This window comes from Serratia sp. CY84636, from assembly GCF_052166245.1.
Classification (GTDB): domain Bacteria; phylum Pseudomonadota; class Gammaproteobacteria; order Enterobacterales; family Enterobacteriaceae; genus Serratia; species Serratia nevei.
Window position 1 is genome coordinate 650651 of record NZ_JBJNOX010000001.1, and the last position, 21381, is coordinate 672031.

Consider the following 21381-nt stretch of genomic DNA (forward strand, 5'->3'; position numbering starts at 1 on the left):
CGGGGCTATCATTAACCAAATTTTGGCTGTGAAACAACCGTTCTTTAACGTTTTTGCTTCAATATTGATAACTAACTCTAACTTTCATGATGCACTGACGGTGCAAGCGGGGCCGCGAGGGTGCAAAAGGGTGAGCAGATAATGCTAGCGCAACTGGCTGTCTTTGCTGCCGCGCCGGTTGTACAGGCTGGCGGCCGCGTGTTTTTTGTCTTGTTCGGTCTGGCAGGCGAGGCAAAAACGTACGCCCGTTAGCGCCTTGCGGCGCGCCTCGGGGATCGCCTCTCCGCATTCCTGGCAATAGCGTTCGCTCTCGCCGTGCCCGAGCGCTTCACGCGCGCGCTGCACCGCATCGTCGACGGTGGAGTCAATCTGATCTTGTACGGCGCCGTCCGCCGCCCAGCCGCTGGCCATCATAACCTCCTGACAAGGGAACCCTACCGTTTAATATGGGGCGTTTTTCGTACAATGCAACGGTCGCGCAAAAGAAAACAGGCCGGGCAAAGCCCAGCCTGTTCTGCCCGGAACGACGGGCGCTCTGCAACGCTTTCGCGTTATTCGATATTGGATTCGATAAACCACAGGAACTTGTCCAGATCGCGCGAGGCGGCGGTGAACATGTCGGCGGTGTCTTCGTCTTCCACTTCGGTAATCGCCTTGCGGATGTCATTCGCTACCGCGCCGTAGCGATCGGCCAGCGCTTTCAGGTGCTCCTGCACGCTGTGGATATTGGTCGGATAGCTTTTCAGCGGCGTGCGATCGTTGACCACCTGTACGGTGCCCAGTGCGACGCCGCCCAACTGCACCACGCGCTCGGCGAAGGTGTCCTGATGCTCGATGATGGCGGTGCGGAAGCCGTCCAGCATTTCATGGACCGCGATGAAGTTCGCGCCGCGCATGTTCCAGTGCGCCTGTTTGGTGATCAACGAAAGATCGATAAATTGCACGACCTGATGGTTCAGCGCCTTGATGGCGGCCAGTTTGACTTTTTCGTCCAGATCGTTACGGGTATACAGCAGATCAGAAGATTTCGTTTTCACCAGTTTAGCGGTACTCATATCAGATATCCTCTTGATTAGTCGTTGTCCTATTTCGTTACGGGATCAATTATAGCAGGGGTATTTATTTTTGCCGTACGAAAATGGCTATTGCACAAATAGGATTAGCCTAATGGCAATATTTTTATGTGGCTTTTGTTTTTGATTAATGAAATTGATTTTTATTGTTTTTTTTATTTTTTGTTGCAGATTTATTATTTACCGCAGTGACGGTTTATCCCTGTTATTTTATTTTCATTGAGCATGCCGGCTTCAGAGGAATATCCACTTTGTTATCGCGGTGTTAATTTCAAGCCTATTCAGATTGATAGCCGTAATTGATGCAGTTACAGTAGGGAGATTATCCCCTCTCTATGAGTGGCGAGTGATGAAAATTAACGTCGTCGGCACCAGCGGCAGCGGTAAAAGCACCCTGACGCGTCAACTGGCAGAACGGCTTGACGTGCCCTATATCGAGATGGACAGGCTCTATTGGCGGCCCGAGTGGCAGGGAACGCCTGATGACGCGTTCCTGGCGCGGCTTGAGCAGGCGCTGGCCGAAGCGGGCGAAGGCTGGGTGCTGGACGGCAACTACAGCCGCACGCAGCCGATCAAGTGGCGCGAGGTCGACTATATCCTGTGGCTGGACTACGGTTTTGGGCGCACGCTGTGGCAAGCTGTGCGCCGCGCGTGCCGACGCGCGGCCAGCAAACGTGAGCTGTGGCCGGGCACCGGCAACCGGGAAAGTTTTCGCCGTTCTTTCTTCAGCCGCGAGTCGATCGTACTGTGGACGATCCGCACCTACGCCAAAAATCGGCGAAAATACCTGGCGGAAATGGCCGGTGCCGGGCGCTGCTTCATACGCTTGCGCTCTCCCCGCCAGGCCGCCGATTTTTTACGGGCGTTGCCGCAGGGTCACAGCAGCAGGCGGTGATGGATCCTCACCACCGCTTTCTTGATGTGCTGCGGCCGCTGCCACAGGCAGCCGGTTTTGTGCGGCTCCATTTGGAAAAAGATCGCGAACATGCCGTGCGTCATGTGCAGCGTTTGCGGATGGCGTTTGATGTCCAGCAGCAGAAGGTCGCTATTTTCTGCGTGGGGCTGTTCGCGATGCCCGTCGCCCGCCAGACCGTATTCGATGCGCTCTTCACCGCTGATCAGCAGATGGAGCGCGATGTACTCCTGATGCATCTCGGCGCGCTTCTGCGCCGCCGGCGTAGTGGTCAGCGTCATGACATCCATAAAGATGTTATCGCCGTCGATCGGGTGATGGCCCGGGGCCAGTTCGGGCAGGTCGCATCGACGCAACTCGGTCAGGGTTGAAACCAGCGCCGGCGCGAGTCCGCGGCCGAAGCGTGGGTTGAACAGGCTGTTGTGAATCACTGTTATTCTCCATGTGAGCGAAAGTCCAAAGTGCCTGCGGTACAGGCTAAGGAGAAGTATGCCGACTTGTCACGAGGAAAACAGTTAACCCGCCTGCATTCCGGCGTTGCGGTCGGCAGGCGGGTTAGCGATCAGGAAAGGCTTTCGAGGCGCGGTTTAGGGCGGATGGTCAGGGCGGAGCCCATGGAGGCGGCGATGATGGCCGCCAGCGCCAGCCATTGCACGCCGCTCAGGTGTTCGCCGAGGAACAGCATGCCGGACAGCGCCGCCATTGCCGGTTCCAGGCTCATTAAGGTGCCGAAGGTGCGCGCCGGGATTTTGGGCAGCGCGATGATCTCCAGCGAATAAGGCAGCGCGGTGGAGAGGATCGCCACCGTCAGCGCCACCGGCAGAATATCGAGGTTGAACAGCACGCTGCCGGTTTGCCAGGCGCCGATCGGGCAGAACACCAGCGCGGCGATCAGCGAACCGAGCGCCACCGTGCCGGGGCCGTGATCGCCGCCGGCCTTCTGGCCGAAGATGATATAGACCGCCCAGCAGGCACCGGCGCCAAGCGCGCAGGCGGCACCGAACGGATCGATCCCCCCCACGCCGTGGCCGAGCGGCAGCAGGAACCACAGCCCGGCGATCGCCAATGCCACCCAGAGGAAGTCGATCGGCCGCCGCGAGGAGAACATGGCCACCGCCAGCGGGCCGGTAAACTCCAGCGCCACGGCGATGCCGAGTGGCACGGTGCGCAGCGACAGGTAGAACAGGTAGTTCATCGCGCCGAGCGACAGGCCGTAAATCAGCAGCGGCAAGCGGCTGCCGGCGGCGAGGCGCATGCGCCACGGGCGGAAGATGATGAACAAAATCAGGGTGCCGATGAAAAGGCGCAGCGTGGTGATGCCTTCCGCGCCCACGATCGGGAACAGACTTTTGGCCAACGAGGCACCGCTCTGGATAGACACCATGGCGATGATTAACAGACAGATAGGCAGCAGCGCGGAGGGCGCTCTGCCGGAAGTAGGTAACGACATCCTTAACGAGCCTTTTATGCGCCGTTCCTCAGCCTTGAGAAAACGGTCGAAACGGGGATGCGAGCAGTGTAAATGAAATGCGAAAATCTGTCTGAGAAAAGCGCGCATCGCGGTGAAATCCGCCGATCCTCGGATGAGATGTGGCGGTTTTGGTCAAAAAGTGCGCTTTTTCTTAAGAATTATCTGGATATTAAATAGGTGATTTTTGTCACAGAAAGCCGTAGAATACGGCCGAAAATAGAGCGAAAAGAAGAAGATACACTGTTCTTGAAATCTTCTGTTACACGATATAAAGCATTAGACACTCATTTCAAGGCAGAGTTTCACGCTAATTTTTGTTATATTTTCAAAGCATGAACAAATGGATGTACTTAATAATAAAACGCGTTTGAGGTGGTTATGAAAAAAATTGCATGTCTTTCCGCAGTAGCAGCTTGCGTATTAGCAGTTAGCGCAGGTACCGCATTCGCTGGTCAGAGCACCGTATCCGCTGGCTATGCGCAGGGTGATTTCCAAGGCGTTGCTAACAAGGCCGACGGTTTCAACCTGAAATACCGTTACGAGTTCGACAACAACCCACTGGGCGTAATCGGTTCCTTTACCCACCTGGAAAAGGACGGTTCTCAGGACGGTTTCTACAACAAAGCTCAGTACAACTCTATCTCTGCCGGTCCAGCATACCGCATCAATGACTGGGCGAGCATCTACGGTCTGGTTGGCCTGGGTTACGGTAAATTCACTACCAACGCTCAGAACGGTACTTCTCGTCACGACACCGCTGACTACGGCTTCACCTACGGTGCCGGTCTGCAGTTCAACCCAATCGAGAACGTTGCCCTGGATGTCGGTTACGAGCAGAACCGCATTCGTAGCGTTGACGTTGGCACCTGGAACGTTGGCGTAGGCTACCGCTTCTAAGTGTGTTCGTGCCTGCGGGCATGAACCTGCGGCAGATTTTGCCGCACCGATAAAAAATCCGCCTTCGGGCGGATTTTTTTTATCTGTTATCGGCCGCCGCGCCCCGTCGGCTGCGTTGAAAAGCGTGCGCTGCGGGCATTGCGCTCATAGCCTTGTGGTTCGGTCAATAGCCCGTACAGCTCGGGGCGGCGTCCGTAAATCCAGCGGCGGCCGGTGCTGAGCGGGATCAGCGTCAGATCGAGTTCGGCGCTGACCATCCGGTCTTCCGCCGCCCAGGTCTCTGCCACGATGCGGCCGTAAGGATCGAGGATCATCGCGTTGCCGGTGCGTATCTCATCGTCATCGCGGCCCACGCCGTTGCTGAACAGCAAGAACAGCCCGTTGTCGTGAGCGCGCGACGGTAGCCAGCGCATCAGCCAGCCGCGGCCGTGTTCGCCGCGAAAGGCGGCTTCTATCGCCTGCGGATCTTCCGCACGCCGTTGCCACAGCGCCTGCGGGATCGGCTTCATGCCGTGCGGGCTGCGCGAATGGGTGCCGCCGGTCTGGTGCGGGGCGATCAACACCTCCGCACCCAGCAGCGCCGTGGCGCGCACATTCTCCACCAGATTGTTGTCCCAGCAGATCAAGACGCCCACGCGGACGCCCCAGGGGGTATCGAACACCGTGTAGCGGTCGCCGCTGGCGATAGCCGGGTGTTCGAAGGCGTGCAGTTTACGGTGCACATGCAGCTCGCCGTCCGGCAGACAAACGGCATAGGCGTTGTAGCAACGGCCGTCGTCGCCCAGCTCGATCAGCCCGACGCCGATCGCCATGTTGTAACGCTCCGCCAGCGGGCGAATGCGCGCCAGAGAAGGGCTGCTCGCGATCGGCTCCGCCAGCGCCCGCACCTCGGCGTCGGACAGATGGCGCACGTGCCAATAGCCAGTGATGCACATTTCCGGGAAGGCCAGCAGCTGTATCTGCTGCTCGGCCGCCTCCGTGATAAAGCGTTCCATGGTCGACAGGTTGTAATTCTTATCGTTGGCGCGGTGCTGGAATTGCACCGTGGCGGCGCGCAGTGAAGGGGTCATGGTGTCTCTCCGGTTGGGGTCTGCGTTGATTACAGCAGGTGAATTGATTACTGTATAATCAATTAAATTCCCTATTCGATAACCTGATGGAATGGATATAAAACAACTGCGCGCCCTGGTGGCGCTGGCCGAACAGGGCAACTATCGGCAGGCGGCGAGCCTGCTGTGCATCAGCCAACCGGCGCTGAGCAAGCAGATTCAAGCGCTGGAAACCCAGCTCGGCGTTCGGCTGTTCGAGCGTGGCCGACAGGGGGCGGTGCTCACCGCCGGTGGGCAGCGGCTCTACCCGGAGGCGCAGGCGCTGGTGGAACAGTACCAGCAGTTTCAGCGGCGCGCCCGGCGGGTAGCGCTCGGGGAAGCGGGGCGGCTGGCGCTGGGATTTGGCCTCTCCAGTTTTCATCTGGCGCCGCAGCTGGTGGCCGCCTTTCGCCAGCGTTTTCCCGAGGTGGTCATTGGGCTGGAGGACATGCCGTCGGAGCGGCAGTATCAGCTGTTGCTGCAGGGCGAGTTGCAGGCGGGGTTCGTGCGCTTACCGGTCACTACGCCGCTGTGCGCCGTGGCATTGCTGAGCGACCGGCTGGTGCTGGCCGCGCCGGGCGCGCTGGCGCTGCGGGCCGACGACCTGATGGCGCGTTTCAATCAGCTGCCGCTGTTGCAGCTGACGCCGAAACGCGGGCGCGGGCTGAGCGATCAGTCGCTGCGGTTTATCGCCGCTCACCGGTTGACGCCGAACGTGGTGCAGCAGGCCGGCGATATCCAGACGCTGCTGGCGCTGGTCGCCGCCGGCGTTGGCGTCGCGCTGCTGCCGCACAGCATCACGCACATCGCGCCGGTTGGCATCGACATTCTGCCGCTGAGCGGCGAAGAGACGGAGTGGCAGGTCGGTATCGCCTGGGATCCGCAGCGCGCGGACGCGCTGCGGGACAACTTCATTCAGACGGCGTTGGCGGTGCAACGCGCTTAGGCTTTCAAAGCGGGCAGTACATCACGACGATCGGGCTCTGGTGATACTCGCTGCGGTGGCTTTCGCAGAAACCGACCTTTTTCGCCAGCGCCAGCGAAGCCTGGTTTTCCGGCGAGATGATGCAGACGGTTTTCTCGCCCGGCAGGTGCGTTTTACCCCAGGCCAGCGCCGCCCGCAGTGCCTCGGTGGCGTAGCCTTTGCCGTGCGCCGAGCTCACCAGCGTCCAGCCCATTTCCGGCGCATCGAGCGCCGGGGTGATGTCGCGCAGGAAATTGGAAAAGCCGATGCTGCCGAGGTACTCGCCGCTCAGTTTGTCACGCACTGCCCAATATCCGTATCCCAACAGCGCCCAGTGGCCGACGTAGCGCATCAGGCGCCCCCAGGAGTCCTCCCGGTCGCGCGGCGTGCCGCCGATGTAGCGCACCACCTGCGGATCGGCCCACAATGCGGCCAGCGACTCGAAGTCGTCCAGCGTGTGCGCGTCCAGCCGCAGGCGTTCGGTGATAAGCGTTGGCGCGGTGTTGATTACGGTCATGTTGCTGCTCCTGCACAGGGTGAAAGGCGATGAAAAACAACGGCGTTCAGTATGCCAGAGAAATCACACCGCCAGCCACAACAGCCAGGTGAACAGAAAGCCGCTCAGGCCGAGCAAGGTGGTCAGCACCGTCCAGGTCTTCAGGCCATCGGCCACTGACAGCCCCAGATAGCGCGTGACGATCCAAAAACCGGAGTCGTTGACGTGGGAAAGCCCCAGACCGCCGAAACAGGTCGCCAGCGTTACCAGCACCAACTGTAGCTGATTTAAGCCGCTGACCGCTTCCGACAACAGGCCGCCGGTGGTCAGGATCGCCACGGTGGCGGACCCCTGCGAAGCGCGAAGTGCCAGCGAAATGATAAAGGCGGCGGGCACCAGCGGCAGGCCGATGGCCGTCAGTACTTCAGCCAGCGCTTTGCCGACGCCGGATTCCACCAGCACCTTGCCGAACACGCCGCCCGCGCCGGTCACCAGGATCACCACTGCGGCGGTCGGCAGCGCGGCGCCCATCACGTCGCTGGCGTGCTGCAGGCTCCAGCCGCGGCGCAGCGCCAGGAAATAGAAGGCCAGCAGCAGGGCGATCATCAGCGCCACCGCCGGTGAGCCCAGCAGCGACAGCGTATCGCGCAGCGCCGAGCCGGCCGGCAACAGCGTAGCGGAGACGGTGCCGAGCATGATGATGGCGATTGGGATGACGATTAGCGCCGCCACCAGGCCGGCGCCGGGCGGGTTGATGCGATCGCTGAGCGGCGCTTGCCCTTCCGGACGCGGCTCCGGCGCCGCCAGCTGCAGTTGTTCCAGCACCTCTATCGATAACGGATAGGTTTTGCGGTTGAGGTAGTTGGCGGCGAAATAGCCGATCGCGCCGACCGGAATACAGATTGCGAGGCCGATGATGGTCAGCCAACCGATGTCGGCGTTGAGCAAACCGGCGGCGGCGACCGGGCCGGGGTGCGGCGGCAGCGCGACGTGTACCGTCAACATCACGCCGGCCATCGGCAGGCCGAACTTCAGCGGAGACACTTTGGCGACCTTGGCGAAGCCATAGATAATCGGGGCCAGAATGATAAACCCGACGTCGAAGAACACCGGAACGCCGAGAATGAATGCGGCGAGGGTCAGTGCGGCGACGGTATGTTTCGGCCCCAGCCCCTGACTGAAGCGTTGCGCCAGCGACTCGGCGCCGCCCGAGTGTTCGATCATGCGGCCAAGCATCGCGCCCAGACCGATGATGATGGTCACCGAACCAAGTACGCCGCCCATCCCGGCGGTCATCACTTTCATCACTTCACCGGTCGGAATGCCGCTGGCCAACGCCACCAGCAGACTGACCACCAACAGCGCGACGAAGGGCTGCACCTTCGCCTTAATCACCATCAATAACAGCAGCACCACGCCGAGTACGGCAATCAGCAACAGCAGAGAGGTAGACATGAAAAAAGCCTTTCGTTGGGTAAGCGTTGGGCACCGCGATCGCCGCGTGGCGATACGGATGCGTTTCATTGTTATAAAATCGATTTCCTGGTGTTGGCGGCAGCGTTAGCGGTAAGGCTTCAGCCACCCGAGCCCGGCGGCGGTGTCGCCGCGCGGCCGGTATTCGCAACCTATCCAACCCGGATAGCCGAGCGCATCCAGCCTGTCGAACAGCCATGGATAATTCAGTTCGCCCTCGTCCGGCTCATGGCGATCCGGCACTGAGGCTATCTGGATATGCGCGTAGCGTCCGGCCAGCGTCTCCAGCAGCCCGCTGATATTGCCGTCCACTAACTGCGCGTGGAAAAAGTCGAGCTGAATGAACACGTTCGGTCTCTCGATCGCCGCCACGGTTTCCGCCACTTGGTGTTGACTGGCAAACAGGTAGTCGGGCTTGACCGGCAGGCTGAGCGCTTCGAGCAGCACCTTGACGCCGTGCGGGGCGAAGGCGTCGGCGGCATAGCGCGCATTGGCGATAAAGGTGTCGAGATAACGCTGCCGATCCGCGCCTGCGGGCACCACGCCGGCCATCAGGTGCACGCAGGGGCAGGAAAGGGCGATGGCGTAGGTCAGCGCGCGGTCGATATCGGCGCGCGCGTCCTGCTCGCGGCCCGGCAGCGCCGCCAGTCCCCATTCGCCGGCGGCGGCATCGCCGGGCGCGGTGTTGAACAGCACCTGTTGCAGGCCGTGTTCGCGCAGCTTTTCGGCCAACAGCTCGGCGGGATAGTCGTAAGGGAACAGGAATTCCACCGCGCTGAAGCCCTGTGCGGCAGCGGCGGCGAAGCGCTCGAGGAACGGCACTTCGTTAAACATCATCGATAAATTGGCGGCAAATTTAGGCATGGTTCAGCTCCGTAATTCGGCAATTTCATCATCGGTCAAATAGCGGATAGGACGATCGCCGAGGGTGAAGATCAGTCGCGCCGCATCTTCCATCTCTTCGGCATTGTCCGCCGCCGCTCGCAGGTCTTTACCGGTCACCACCGGCCCGTGGTTGGCCAGCAAAAAGGCGCGGTGGGTGGGTGCCAGGCGGGCCAGATCCTGCGCCAGCCTTTCGTCGCCGGGGCGGTAGTAGGGCACCACCGGCACCTTGCCGACGCGCATCACCACATAGGGGGTGAACGGTTTGATAGCGTTGTCGACGTCCAGCCCCTGCAGGCAAGAGAGCGCCGTGAGGTAGGTGCAATGCAAGTGCACCACCGCTTTGCATTCAGGATTGTTCAGATACAGCGCTCGGTGAAAGCTGATCTCTTTCGACGGCTTGTCGCCGGAGAGCCAGTCGCCGCTCAGGCTCACTTTAGACAGGCGATCGGCCTGCAGCTCGCCGAGACAGGAGCCGGTCGGCGTCGCCAACAGCGCGCCGTCCGGCAGCAACAGCGAGAGGTTGCCGGCAGAGCCGGTGGCGTAACCGCGTTGGAAAAACGAAGCGCCCAGGCGCACCATCTCTTCTCGTGCCTGCTGCTCGATGGTCATGGTCATACTGGAAACTCCGTTTGCGCGCGCGTGAAGAAGGCTTCATCGCCAAAATTGCCTGACTTCAATGCCAGTGAAATGGCCCGGTCGTTGGCGCGCACCCAGGGAACGCCGGGGGAAATGCTGGGGCCGATATGGAAGCCGCGAATGCCCAGCGCCTGCGTGACCACGCCGGAGGTTTCGCCGCCGGCGACAATAAAGCGGCTGAATCCCAACTGGCACAGCTGCACCACCAGCTCGGCGAACAACGCCTCCACCGCCTCGCTGGCGGCGCTACCGTACTGCCGTTGCGTTTGCTGCAGCGCTTCCGGCGCTGCGGTGGCGTAGATCAGCGGGGCAAGCGCCTCCCCGGCGTGGCGCTGCGCCCAATGCGCCAACTCGGCGGCGTAGGCGGTGCGCGCCTGTGGCTCGAGGCAGCGGCCGATATCGATGGCCTGCGCCGAAGCGCGTTCGCAATAGTGCGCCACCTGCCGGTTGGTCATCACAGAACACGAGCCCGACAGTACAGCCGCTTTTTCCCCCTGCGGCGCACCTGCCGCCTCTGCCGAACGTTCGCCGTTCTGCGCCCATTGCCGCGCCAGGCCGATCGCCAGGCCCGAACCGCCGGTCACCAGCGTCATCGTTTTCAACGCTTCACCCTGGATGAGCAGATGCCGTTCGTTGAGCGTATCCAGCACTGCGTAGCGCACGCCGTCCTGCGCCAATTGCCGCAGTTTCTCGCTGACCGCCTCGGCGCCGCGATCCATTTCCGCCGCCGTTACCAGCCCGCAGCGCCCGGCGGCCTGGGACTCCATCAGGCGCAGCAGGTTGCTCTCGATCATCGGCGTGACCGGGTGATGACGCATGCCGGATTCAGACAGCAGCTGCTCCCCGACGAACAGGTGGCCCTGATAGACCGTGCGGCCGTTTACCGGCAACGCCGGTGAGACAACCGTGAAACTTTCCCCCAGCGCGGCGAGCAGGGCGTCGGTCACCGGGCCGATATTGCCCTGTGCGGTGCTGTCGAAAGTGGAGCAGTATTTGAAATAGAACTGGCGGCAGCCCTGTTTTTGCAACCAGGCCAGCGCCTGCAACGACTGTTCGACCGCCTGCTCTGCCGGGCAGGAACGCGATTTCAGGCTAATGACCGCCGCCTGTGCGTTTATCTGCGTTTCGTCTTGCGGCACGCCGTTCAGCTGCACCGTCGGCAGGCCGTTTTGCACCAGAAAACTGGCGATGTCGGTCGCGCCGGTAAAATCATCCGCGATTACGCCAAGCAGCATCAGAGCGCCTCCTTTTTCTGCGGCAGATCGATGCCGGCAAAGATTTTGATCACCGCACTGTCGTCTTCTTTACCGTAACCGGCGTTGCTGGCGGCGGTAAACATGGTGAAAGCGGTGGAGGCCAGCGGCAGCGGGAAGTGCAATTCCTTGGCGGTATCCGCCACCAGCCCCAGATCCTTGACGAAGATATCCACAGCTGACTTGGGCGCATAGTCGCCGTCGACCACGTGACGCATGCGGTTTTCGAACATCCAGGAGTTGCCGGCGGCGTGGGTGACCACGTCATACATCACGTCCAGCGGGATGCCAGCGCGGGCGGCCAGCGCCATCGCTTCCGCGCCGGCGGCGATGTGTACGCCAGCCAACAACTGGTGGATGATTTTTACCGTCGCGCCCAGACCGATCGTCTCGCCGATGCGGTACACCTTGTCGGCGATGGCGTCCAGCACGGGTTGCAGGCGCTCGAAGGTGGCGTCGGCGCCGGCGGCCATCACCGTCATCTGGCCTTCCTCTGCCTTGGCCGCCCCGCCGGAAACCGGTGCGTCCAGCATCGGTAGCCCGTAGTCCAGCAGCCGTTGCTCGATCTGTTTGGCGTCATCGGCGGAAATGGTCGAAGAGACCATCACCGCGGTGCCCGGCTTGAGCTGTGGCGCCAGGCCTTGTTCGCCGAACAGGATCTGCTTCACCTGGGCGGCGTTCACCACCAGCAACAGCACGGCATCCAGCTCGGCCGCGAAGTCGAGCGCGCTGGGTGCCGTTTGTTTCGCGCCGGCTTGTTGCAGCACCGCCAGTGCCTGCGGATTCAGGTCCGCCCCGTAGGTGGTCAATCCGGCGCGGAGGCACGAGCGCGCCGCGCCCATGCCCATCGCGCCCAGCCCAATGATGCAGACGGCATATTTCCCTGGGTGTGTCATACTGCACTCCTGTTAATTTTAGTGATAATTTGTTTTGTTGTGTTAAATGTAAGCGCTTGGCGGCCGTTGATCCGCGATCTTTATCACAATAATTAACAATTTGTGAGACGGTTTTTTGTGCGTTTTCTGGCCTTATTCAGTGTTAATGTTATGTTTTTTAAATAAGTTTATGCTTATCTGGCGTCACTGCGCGCGCCGTCACGCCGTGAAAAATTAGGGCTATCGGTAAACGAAAATTGACGTAAAATCACAATTATTATCACCGCAGCAACGAGAGGGAACCGTGATACCTGTAGAACGCCATCAACAAATTCTTGCGCTGGTATCCGAACGCGGCGTCGTCAGCATTGCCGAGCTGACCGAACGGCTGGGGGTGTCGCACATGACGATCCGCCGAGATGTGCAAAAGCTGGAGGAACAGGGCGCGGTGCAGTCGGTCTCGGGCGGCGTGCAGGCGCCTGAGCGGGTGGCGAGCGAACCTTCGCACCAGGCCAAAGAAGGGATGTTCAGCCGGCAGAAAATCGCCATCGGCCGGCTGGCGGCGCGGCAAATTCCCGCCAACAGCTGCATTTATCTGGATGCCGGCACCACCACGCTGGCGCTGGCGAAACAGATCGGAGAACGTGACGATTTGACGGTGGTGACCAACGACTTTGTCATCGCCGGCTTCCTGATTGAACATAGCCAGTGCAGAATCATCCACACCGGTGGCACCGTGTGCCGGGAAAATCGTTCCTGCGTTGGCGAAGCGGCGGCACAGGCGCTGCGCGGTCTGTTTATCGATCTGGCGTTTATCTCCGCCTCTTCGTGGAGCATGCGCGGCCTGTCGACGCCGAACGAAGACAAGGTGATGGTAAAGAAGGCCATCGTCGAGGCCAGCCGCCGCTGCATTCTGCTCAGCGACACCTCGAAATACGGCAAGATCGCGACCTACCTGGCGCTGCCGATCGCCGCCTTTGACGCCGTCATTACCGACGAGGGGCTGCCCACCGCCGCGCGGGAAGCAATCGAGCAAGCGGGGCTTGCGTTGTTGACGGCAGGGGAAGAGTAAGAACGAACCGGAATCAGGATGAAAGTTCGCTATCGATGCCACAGGCGGGCGCTTCACTGGCTTCAGAACCGCCGCGTTCGCGCCATTCGCGGCGCCTTTGTTCCCACCACTCTTCGTGGAAGGCTCGCATTTCTTTCAGGCGCTGTTCCTTAACGTGTTGCTGGTCAGTATGGGTGGTTATGGGGGCTACGCGGGATTTCGATGACATAGAGGCCGTCCTTTACAAACTCTATTTTGTATAAATAATGCCCTGTACGGGCGTATTTTTTCAACAAAAAATCATAAATTTTAGCTAGTGCTGGCCTTAACGGTGCACTGAAGATGATCCTGGCATGATACTGATAGGCAAACTTGAGAAGGGTTTCCCCGATCCCAACTACGAATAAGCGTTCGCGTCGAAGAAGGGTGTAATGCATTGCGGTATAGGTATCGAAAGCTGAGCGCTGATGCCTGTTTGCGTCGCTCAGCGCCTTAATATCATAAAACTCCAGAGAGAAAGCATTATTGAGGAGAGCCGTCTCCACATACACTGGGGCAAACCAATGGTGCATATTTTGCCCAATTTTCTTGAAATCCAAATGATAGACGGCCGTTTTACCATCACCTTTTCTTACTGCAATCTGATACCTGTAGGTGTCTGCTATCCCTGTGTGTGACTCCCTCACATCAATCTCCATGATAAAATCCTTTTTACTATTATTTTTCCTATAGTTACCCCCGTTGTGACGAACAGATTATTAACCGCGGCGGAGAAGATCCTCCAGTCGCCGATGAGGCTTATGCGCAGCGCCGCGCAAAACTAAATGCCGCTGAACCAGTTGTAGCCCTGATCCTCCCAATACCCGCCCGGATTGACGTCGCTGACGAAGATCGCGGCGATATGTTTGGCGTTTTTGAACCCCAGTTTGGTTGGCACCCGTAGCCGCAGCGGGTAGCCATAGTCCGCCGGCAGCGCCTTGCCGCCGAAATCCAGCGCCAGGATGGTCTGCGGGTGCAGCGCGGTGGCCATGTCGAGGCTGGAGTAGTAGCGATCGGCGCATTTGAAGCCGACGTAACCGGCATTCAGATCCGCCCCGACGTGCTGCAGAAAGGTGCGCAGCGGCACGCCGCCCCATTGGCCGATGGCGCTCCAACCCTCAATGCAGATCAGACGCGTGATCTGGCTTTGCTGCGGCAGCCGCTGCAGCTGTTCCAGCGTCCAGGCGGCTTTTTTCTCCACTTTCCCGGCGACCTCAAGCCGGTAGCCGGCGAGATCGATCTCGGGGACGTTGTATTCCGGGTAAAACGCGTTGAAGGGGAAAGGGTGGGTAATCTGATCGGGCCGGTAAGTTTGCGCCAGCCGCTGGCCGCTGAACAGCCAGGCCTGCACCCGGTCGTTCCAGCGCGACATGGCCCACAGCACCTTATCCACCCGATCGCCGTCTTGCAGGTTGCAACCGGTGAGCATGGCGATACCACCCAGCGTCAGGCCGGAACGCAGCATCAGGCGGCGCTGCAGATTGACCAACTGCTTTTTTTGGTCCGGTTCCAGTTTTGGCGCGGTTGCCCGCGGCTTTTTCTCATTCATGTTTGCCACCCGTTATCATCGCCCACAGCGTTTTGGGCACGATGATCACCATAAAGACGTGGATCGCCACGAACAGGCCGATGCCGGCCATGGCGAAGAAATGCACGTAGCGCGCGAAATCGAAGCCGCCAAACAGGGCGACCAATCCCTGCAGTTGAACCGGCTTCCAGATCGCCAGGCCGGACAGCACCAGCAACAGGCCCAGCGCCAGTACGCCGAGGTACATCAGCTTCTGAATGGCGTTGTAGTGGCCATGCCGGTGGCGCAGGCGCAGCGTCAACGCCAGCCAGATATCCTGCCGCAGCGCGCCGACGCGCAGCGGCAACAGATCGTGGCGAAAATGGCCGCTGAACAGGCTCCACAGCAAATAGCAGACGGCGTTGAGCGCCAACAGCCACATCACCGCCAAATGCCAACCAATCGCGCCGCCCAACCAACCGCCCAGCGTCATCTGTGGCGGAAAGCGGAAATCGAACAGCGGCGAGGCGTTATAGATCTCCCAACCGCTCATGAACATGCACACCATGGCGAACAGGTTGATCCAATGAGTGATTCGAACCGGCCAGCGATGCACCGGCCGCGACGCGTTGGTTTTCATGGTTTTCTCCGGTTACATCGGCGGCACGGTGCCGTCTTTGCCGGCGGAAATGCGGGTGGCGATGCGCTCGCCCTTATCGTTGACGGCGGAGAACAGCACGATGTGCACGCCCGGCTTCAGCAGACTCAAATCGCCCGGATCCAGCGTCACGATCGGCACGTCTTCCGGCACGACGACGGTTTTCTGCTGGTTGCCGTAGGTGACGGTCAGGGTACGGCCGTTGGATTTCACCAGTTTGCCGACGGTGCCGTTGGTCATGGTGTCCACTTTGCCGTCGGCGGATTCCCAGGCCGAGTGCCCTTCGCCGGTGCCGCGCAGGCTGGCGGCGAATACGTGCACCTCCAGCGCTTTGAGCGTGCCGTCCGGCTGCGGCACGGCGGCGGTGCCGATAAAGCTGTCCGGTTTGATGTCGTCCAGCGTGGCTTTGGACACGCTGAGCACTTTGGTCTGATCGTTCAGCTTGACGCTGAGTGTCTCGCCTTTGCGATCGGTCAACTGCAGATTGCCGTCGGCCACCTGGCTGATGGTGCCGCGCAGCGGCGCGATGACTTTGCCCGGCGTTTGGGCGGCGGCGGCCAGGCCGCTGGACAGTAGCAAGGTAGATAACAGTAAACCGGCTATACGATGACGGGTAATCATAACGTTCTCCTGAAATGAGTTTGCCGGTTAAGCATGGTTGAGCCATTGGGTCAGCGCCATGGCCGTTTGATGACATTAATGTCATCAAGTTTGTCCGCCGAAGCTGCTAGTATTTTTGCAGACGTAACGAGGTGGCGAGCATGCGAATACTGGTAGTTGAAGACGATATCGGCACAGGGGATTACCTGAAGAAAGGGCTGGGGGAAGCGGGGTACGGCGTCGATTTGGCGCGCAACGGCACCGACGGGCTGTTTCGCGCGTTGGAGCAGGATTACGATGCGATCGTGCTCGATGTGATGCTGCCGGGGCTGGATGGCTGGCAGATTATCGAGGTGCTGCGCAAGAAAAGCGACGTGCCGATTCTGTTTCTCACCGCCCGCGACGGCGTGCAGGATCGCATCCACGGCCTGGAACTGGGCGCGGACGATTATCTGATTAAACCGTTTTCGTTTACCGAACTGGTACTGCGTTTGCGCACCTTGCTGCGCCGCGGGCCGGCGCGCGAAGCCGATCATTACGCCATCGCCGATCTGCAGCTGGACGTGCTGCGCCGCCGGGCGGTGCGCCAGGATCAGGTGATCCCGTTGACCAACAAGGAGTTCATGCTGCTGCATCTGCTGGTGCGGCGCGAGGGCGAAGTGCTGTCGCGCACGCAAATAGCCTCTCAGGTGTGGGACATGAATTTTGACAGCGACACCAATGTGGTTGACGTGGCCATCAAACGCCTGCGCGCCAAAATAGACCGGCCGTTCGACGTCAAGCTGATCCACAGCGTGCGCGGCATCGGCTATGTTTGCGAGCCACGCTCGTGAGTGGGCGCACGTCACGTCGGCCGGTATCGCTGACGCTGCGCACCGCCACGCTGTTCGCGCTGGTGGCCGCGTTGGTGGTGAGCGGGACAGGCGGGTATCTGTATAGCGCCATGCGCCAGGAAATGACGCTGCGCAGCGATCTGCAGGTGACGGGGCGCGTAGAGTATTTCCGCCATTTGCTGGGGCAGCGCTTTCCTTTGGCGCGCCTGACCGCCAATAACGGCCTGTTTGAAAACATGCTGGGCAATGAACAGGACGTGCTGATTTTCCAAATCCCGGGACAAAAACCGCTCATCAACGTGAACCCGGCTGGGGTGGCATTGCCGCCGATCGTGCCGACGCCGGCCGGTCAGGCGCAGACGTTGGCCGCCGTGCGCGGCGGGGAAACGGCGCAGGGGGTGCCGCTGCGCGCGGCTTCCGCGATGGTGCGCCTGGAAGACGGCAGCCTGTTGCAGATCTCCGCCGCGCACGTGATGGTCAACGAACAGAAGATGCTGGCGCGCTACCTGTGGCGCATCGTCGCGGCGGTGGCGGTGGCTTTCCTGCTGATTGCGCTCCTGGGGTATGGGGTCATGCGCCGAGGATTGAAGCCGTTATGGCGCATGGCGGCGCAGGCGGCGCAGATTGCACCCAATACGCTGTCGACACGCCTCAGCGAGCAGGGGGCGCCGAAGGAGCTGCAGCAGCTGACCCGTTCGTTCAATGCGATGCTCGATCGGTTGAATGAAGGCTATCAGCGGCTGACGCAGTTTTCCGCCGATCTGGCCCATGAGATCCGCACTCCGGTAGGGGCGTTGATGGGCCAGTGTCAGGTGGCGCTTTACCAGCCCCGCAGCGTGGAGGAGTACGAAACCCTGCTGTCGAACAATATGGATGAGCTGGAGCGCATTTCCCGCATGGTGGAAAACATCCTGTTCCTGGCGCGCGCCGGCGAGGCGCAGTCTGCGCTGAACTACAGTCGGCTGGATGTGGCGCTGGAGCTGCGTCGGGTGGCGGATTACTTCGAGGGGCTGGCGGAAGAACGCGGCATCGCGCTGAGCTGCGCAGGTGAGGGAACGCTGAAGGCGGACGCGATGCTGTTCCAGCGCGCCTTGAGCAACCTGGTGGCTAACGCAGTGCGTTATGCCGACGAAAACAGCCGGATCGTCCTGCGGGCTGAACGGCGCGCCGATGCCTGGTGGGTACAGGTTATCAATCAGGGGCCGCCGATCGCGCCGGCACAGCTGGAAAAGCTGTTCGATCGCTTCTATCGCGCCGATCCCGCGCGCAGCGCCGGCAATCATGCCAGTGGGCTGGGGCTGTCTATCGTGCGCGCCATCATGACGTTGCACGGCGGTGACGTTCGCGCGCAGTGTTCCGATGGCCGGGGTTCTGCTTGCTTGACCTTTAGCCTGATATTCCCCTCATCAGTTCAATGAGCTACCGCGAATGTTTTCGCCTGTTGCGGAAAACGCGACAGGCGCCATTCGTAAGTTTTTCCTTTCATTATTGTTTCCCACCGCCTTGACTGAACCTAAAATTTAACATTTGCGGCGCGGCAAACGCGTTAATTCATCGGGCTAATGCGGATGGACTGCGGTCTGTGATTACGCTCAACATTCACGTGTTATTATTTTTTTATTAAAATTTAGTTCTGCGGTCTTTTTTTGAGATGATTTTCCTTAAAATTGATAATTTGCGACACAAAAAACTAACTTTGTGGTTTTTGTCACGTCAATATATCAATGAATGAGGTGATTGGTTAACCTTTGGTTATGGTTTGCAAGAAAAATCCTATATAAACGATGGTGAGGTGACAAAGCGTATTTCGTGGCGTTAATTGAGTGGTTTTTCTTGCCTGTGCTTGGGTATTTTCGCGAATTACCTGATTAAATATTTATTTAATATTTCATTAACATTTGACGCCAAACTATAAATGATCGCTATAGTGAAAACATGTGAATAAAATGAAATATAGATTTAATGACCATATTCTCTTTGACGCAGACACCAGAACCCTTAGCCCAACAGATTTTTCTGACGATCCCATATCCATATCCAGTCCTTCCAAACGGTTGTTGTTGCTGTTGATTGCCCACCATGGCGAGGCCGTAGGGCGTGAACTGATATTCAAGAAGGTCTGGGACGATTACGGCATGGTGTCCAGCAATAATAATCTTAATCAGTGCGTCAGCAAATTGCGTCGGGTGATTAAAAACCTTGGCGTCGAGGATGAGGTCATTGTTACGGTTCCTAAAGTGGGCTTTATGTTGCGTGATGAGATTACCATCGAGTCTTATGAGGACGCGGAAGATATTCACGACGCGGAGCCTGCCGCGGCGGTGCCGGGAACTACGCCCGAAGCGGCAACCAATCCGCCGTCCGAAACCGCCATCATTAGGGCCACTTCTCATCTTGGTTATTCCCGCCGCGGGTGGCTGATGTTCAGCGCGATGGTTCTGGGGGGGATCCTCATGGCTATTGCTGTCACGGCCTATTTCAGCGGCTCGGGGGCCCGGCAGGAGAGCTACCTGGGAAAGTCGGGCAACTGTAAGGTTTTCATGTCGTTGCCTGATGCCTCCGCGACGGTCAACGCCAGCCTGAATCGGGATATTCTGGCTTACGCCGCGCACCAAACGGGAGAGTGCAGCGGCGATGAGTTTTTGCTGGTGGTGCGCAGCAATCAGGTTAGGGCTTACATTTCCGGCATTTCCCGCTTATTCCTGCTGCGCTGCAAGATCTTGCGTGAACATAAAATGGAGATCTGTTCAGGTTTGGAAAGCGACAATGCCGAGTTTATTAATTGACCATTGATAGCCGCTGCCCAACGCGACTGAAGGACGATGGATATGACAAAAATATTACAGTGTTGAAATAGAACGTTCGACTTTCATTGGGCGGGTTGCCGTGTGGCGTTTACGAGAGGTATTTCCCTTTCTCTACCGCTTTCTACCTCATTATGGTGATTATGTATGGTTAAAGCCGATTTCGGTGATGCGCTGCTATTTTTTGAACCCAGCTATTTAGTGAGAAGAGGAATGGAAGCATTTCTCGTTACCCAATCAAGTGACAGCTATTTTATCGATACCTTGAGGGAGCTGGAGGGGGCATTGAAAGAGGGAAAGCCTCGCGCGCTTATTATGGAGTTATATCATCAGAGCGAATATTTGTATGATGTATTACGATTCGTTCTGACGGCAAAAAATGTCTGGCCGGAAATTCCCTTGGTGATTTTCACCACGATAGAACATCCCGGCATATTAGCGTTGTTGGCGGCGGATGCGCGCATAGCTATCGTGGCTAAGGAGGAGCCATTGCATTGCCTGAGTGACGCCATTGCGGCTGCGGGCAAGTTCTCTGGCTATCGTTCCCCGCATATTCGCGCCCGGCTGGTGCACTCTACAGCCGCATTATCTGACGGTGAATGGCGAGTTTTGGCCATGATGGTTGCCGGCGCATCTCCACGAAGTATCGCCACCGTGACTCGCCGAAGCTACAAAACCATAAGCTCCCATAAACTGAATATTATGCGAAAACTGGGCCTCAATCAGGCCGGCTTTATGCGGCTTATCCTTACTCTGAGAACCCGATACCCTTCCTGACACGTGACGAGAAGCCCCCCCCTTTTCTCTACAGCGGCCGATCTTGATTGGCTGCTGCCCCCTGCGTAAATCCAATCAATCCCCCCTCAGCGAACAACGCCGGCGCTGAAATTTTGCACCGACATGGGAAGGGCGAACAGAGCATATTTGTGGTTAAACAATCACCGCCTTGCAGGGGATAAACCACAATGTGATTGTGCTTTCATTAAAGGCTTAACCCACTTTTTAATGTGATTGGTGGGGGTTAAAACATTAATGTCGGGATTTAAATCTAAATATTTGAACTTTAGTAGTTAATGATTCTTTTTTGATCGGTCGGGGATATTCTTGTGGCGTCAAGCAGACTGGCTAAACGCAGTGATGCAAACGGCTGGCTGAGAATGGACGAAAGAAAGAAAACATATTCAACATTGAAGGGAGTTATACCATGAAGAAAATGACACTGGCTCTGGCGATCGTTTCCGCCTTTGCAGCGGTCAGCACTGCTCAAGCCGCCGACGTTACCGCTCAGGCGCTGGCAACCTGGTCTGCGACCGCCAAGAAAGACACCACCAGCAAACTGGTTGTGACGCCGATTGGCAGCCTGGCCTTCAACTATGCAGAAGGCATTAAGGGTTTCAACAGCCAGAAAGGCCTGTTTGACGTCACCGTGGAAGGCGATACCACGGCCACCGCTTTCAAACTGACCTCAAAACTGGTCTCCAATACGCTGACTCAGCTGGATACTTCCGGTTCTACGCTGGAAGTCGGGGTGAACTATAACGGTGCAGTGGTTGGGAAAACGGCTGAAACCACCATGATCGACACCACCGCCGGCATTTTGGGCGGCAATCTGAGCGCCCTGTCCAACGCCTACAACCAGGCCGGCCGCACCAGCGCGCAGGATCAGTTCACCTTCAGCATCATCGGCGCGACGTCAAACGGCACCACCGCCGTCACGGATTTCAGCACGCTGCCGGAAGGTATCTGGAGCGGCGACGTCAGCGTCGAGTTCAACGCGACCTGGACTTCCTAATCCCTCCGAACGATCTGCATCTGGCAGGGGGGAGACCTCCTGCTATTTATCGTTCATCAACGCCAGTGGAATA

24 protein-coding genes are annotated in these 21381 nt (G+C 58.8%); 9 read left to right on the forward strand and 15 right to left on the reverse strand.

Annotated features, from left to right (window positions below; genetic code table 11):
* Positions 1-144 precede the first annotated feature (144 nt).
* Positions 145-411, reverse strand: a complete 267-nt coding sequence (locus tag ACJ8QI_RS03335; RefSeq protein ID WP_038880495.1) for a DksA/TraR family C4-type zinc finger protein — start codon at positions 409-411, stop codon at positions 145-147.
* 140 nt (positions 412-551) lie between these two features.
* Complete coding sequence (gene dps, locus ACJ8QI_RS03340) at positions 552-1055, reverse strand: DNA starvation/stationary phase protection protein Dps (RefSeq protein WP_004939215.1); 504 nt, start codon at positions 1053-1055, stop codon at positions 552-554.
* A gap of 367 nt (positions 1056-1422) precedes the next feature.
* Between dps and ACJ8QI_RS03345 the strand changes: the two genes are divergently transcribed.
* Entirely contained in the window at positions 1423-1968 is a 546-nt protein-coding gene (locus tag ACJ8QI_RS03345) for an adenylate kinase (RefSeq protein ID WP_442532130.1), read from the forward strand.
* On the opposite strand, the gene nanQ is transcribed toward ACJ8QI_RS03345, so the two are convergent.
* The gene (gene nanQ / locus ACJ8QI_RS03350; protein ID WP_047728217.1) at positions 1950-2417 is read right to left on the reverse strand and encodes an N-acetylneuraminate anomerase; all 468 of its coding nucleotides are present in this window, start codon (positions 2415-2417) and stop codon (positions 1950-1952) included. The two genes, ACJ8QI_RS03345 and nanQ, sit on opposite strands and share 19 nt — an antisense overlap.
* Positions 2418-2548: 131 nt before the next feature.
* Positions 2549-3436 (reverse strand): threonine/homoserine exporter RhtA, encoded by an 888-nt coding sequence (gene rhtA / locus ACJ8QI_RS03355; RefSeq protein ID WP_442532073.1) that lies wholly within the window; start codon positions 3434-3436, stop codon positions 2549-2551.
* A 399-nt stretch (positions 3437-3835) separates the two neighbouring features.
* Here rhtA and ompX point away from each other — a divergent pair, with 399 nt between their 5' ends.
* Positions 3836-4354 (forward strand): outer membrane protein OmpX, encoded by a 519-nt coding sequence (ompX, locus tag ACJ8QI_RS03360; RefSeq protein WP_019454480.1) that lies wholly within the window; start codon positions 3836-3838, stop codon positions 4352-4354.
* Between the two features lie 86 nt (positions 4355-4440).
* Here the strand turns inward: ompX and ACJ8QI_RS03365 are convergent, their stop codons facing one another.
* Complete coding sequence (locus ACJ8QI_RS03365) at positions 4441-5424, reverse strand: nitrilase family protein (protein WP_442532074.1); 984 nt, start codon at positions 5422-5424, stop codon at positions 4441-4443.
* Between the two features lie 91 nt (positions 5425-5515).
* Between ACJ8QI_RS03365 and ACJ8QI_RS03370 the strand changes: the two genes are divergently transcribed.
* On the forward strand, positions 5516-6388 hold the full coding sequence (locus tag ACJ8QI_RS03370) for a LysR family transcriptional regulator (RefSeq protein ID WP_149572110.1): 873 nt from the start codon (positions 5516-5518) through the stop codon (positions 6386-6388).
* 4 nt (positions 6389-6392) lie between these two features.
* On the opposite strand, the gene ACJ8QI_RS03375 is transcribed toward ACJ8QI_RS03370, so the two are convergent.
* From ACJ8QI_RS03375 to ltnD, 6 genes are all read right to left on the reverse strand, one after another.
* The gene (locus ACJ8QI_RS03375) at positions 6393-6923 is read right to left on the reverse strand and encodes a GNAT family N-acetyltransferase (protein ID WP_442532075.1); all 531 of its coding nucleotides are present in this window, start codon (positions 6921-6923) and stop codon (positions 6393-6395) included.
* 63 nt (positions 6924-6986) lie between these two features.
* Positions 6987-8357: a GntP family transporter gene (locus ACJ8QI_RS03380; RefSeq protein WP_060440398.1), complete on the reverse strand. Its 1371-nt coding sequence runs from the start codon at positions 8355-8357 to the stop codon at positions 6987-6989.
* A gap of 105 nt (positions 8358-8462) precedes the next feature.
* Entirely contained in the window at positions 8463-9239 is a 777-nt protein-coding gene (otnI, locus tag ACJ8QI_RS03385) for a 2-oxo-tetronate isomerase (RefSeq protein WP_442532076.1), read from the reverse strand.
* A 3-nt stretch (positions 9240-9242) separates the two neighbouring features.
* A complete protein-coding gene (gene otnC / locus ACJ8QI_RS03390; protein WP_419722769.1) occupies positions 9243-9875 on the reverse strand; it encodes a 3-oxo-tetronate 4-phosphate decarboxylase in 633 nt (210 codons plus the stop codon).
* Positions 9872-11131 carry a 3-oxo-tetronate kinase gene (gene otnK, locus ACJ8QI_RS03395; RefSeq protein WP_442532077.1) on the reverse strand — a complete coding sequence of 420 codons (1260 nt, stop codon included), beginning with the start codon at positions 11129-11131 and terminating at the stop codon, positions 9872-9874. Before otnK ends, otnC begins: the two co-directional genes overlap by 4 nt.
* Positions 11131-12045 (reverse strand): L-threonate dehydrogenase, encoded by a 915-nt coding sequence (gene ltnD, locus ACJ8QI_RS03400; RefSeq protein ID WP_336843061.1) that lies wholly within the window; start codon positions 12043-12045, stop codon positions 11131-11133. Before ltnD ends, otnK begins: the two co-directional genes overlap by 1 nt.
* A gap of 283 nt (positions 12046-12328) precedes the next feature.
* Between ltnD and ygbI the strand changes: the two genes are divergently transcribed.
* Positions 12329-13096, forward strand: a complete 768-nt coding sequence (ygbI, locus tag ACJ8QI_RS03405; RefSeq protein ID WP_336843060.1) for a DNA-binding transcriptional repressor YgbI — start codon at positions 12329-12331, stop codon at positions 13094-13096.
* Positions 13097-13260: 164 nt separating this feature from the next.
* On the opposite strand, the gene ACJ8QI_RS03410 is transcribed toward ygbI, so the two are convergent.
* From ACJ8QI_RS03410 to ACJ8QI_RS03425, 4 genes are all read right to left on the reverse strand, one after another.
* Entirely contained in the window at positions 13261-13773 is a 513-nt protein-coding gene (locus ACJ8QI_RS03410) for a hypothetical protein (RefSeq protein WP_336843059.1), read from the reverse strand.
* A 122-nt stretch (positions 13774-13895) separates the two neighbouring features.
* The gene (locus ACJ8QI_RS03415) at positions 13896-14663 is read right to left on the reverse strand and encodes a molybdopterin-dependent oxidoreductase (protein ID WP_336843058.1); all 768 of its coding nucleotides are present in this window, start codon (positions 14661-14663) and stop codon (positions 13896-13898) included.
* On the reverse strand, positions 14656-15261 hold the full coding sequence (locus tag ACJ8QI_RS03420) for a cytochrome b/b6 domain-containing protein (RefSeq protein ID WP_442532078.1): 606 nt from the start codon (positions 15259-15261) through the stop codon (positions 14656-14658). The genes ACJ8QI_RS03415 and ACJ8QI_RS03420 overlap by 8 nt, the downstream gene beginning before the upstream one ends.
* 12 nt (positions 15262-15273) lie before the next feature.
* On the reverse strand, positions 15274-15900 hold the full coding sequence (locus ACJ8QI_RS03425) for a hypothetical protein (protein ID WP_060421289.1): 627 nt from the start codon (positions 15898-15900) through the stop codon (positions 15274-15276).
* Positions 15901-16040: 140 nt separating this feature from the next.
* Between ACJ8QI_RS03425 and ACJ8QI_RS03430 the strand changes: the two genes are divergently transcribed.
* The 5 genes from ACJ8QI_RS03430 to ecpA all read left to right on the forward strand — a co-directional run bounded on the left by ACJ8QI_RS03430 (position 16041) and on the right by ecpA (position 21308).
* A complete protein-coding gene (locus ACJ8QI_RS03430; protein WP_033650568.1) occupies positions 16041-16712 on the forward strand; it encodes a heavy metal response regulator transcription factor in 672 nt (223 codons plus the stop codon).
* The gene (locus ACJ8QI_RS03435) at positions 16709-18130 is read left to right on the forward strand and encodes a heavy metal sensor histidine kinase (protein ID WP_442532079.1); all 1422 of its coding nucleotides are present in this window, start codon (positions 16709-16711) and stop codon (positions 18128-18130) included. Before ACJ8QI_RS03430 ends, ACJ8QI_RS03435 begins: the two co-directional genes overlap by 4 nt.
* A 528-nt stretch (positions 18131-18658) precedes the next feature.
* Positions 18659-19498, forward strand: a complete 840-nt coding sequence (locus ACJ8QI_RS03440) for a winged helix-turn-helix domain-containing protein (protein ID WP_442532131.1) — start codon at positions 18659-18661, stop codon at positions 19496-19498.
* 165 nt (positions 19499-19663) lie between these two features.
* A complete protein-coding gene (locus ACJ8QI_RS03445; RefSeq protein WP_442532080.1) occupies positions 19664-20293 on the forward strand; it encodes a helix-turn-helix transcriptional regulator in 630 nt (209 codons plus the stop codon).
* Between the two features lie 427 nt (positions 20294-20720).
* The gene (gene ecpA, locus ACJ8QI_RS03450) at positions 20721-21308 is read left to right on the forward strand and encodes a common pilus major fimbrillin subunit EcpA (protein ID WP_004939148.1); all 588 of its coding nucleotides are present in this window, start codon (positions 20721-20723) and stop codon (positions 21306-21308) included.
* Positions 21309-21381: the final 73 nt, after the last annotated feature.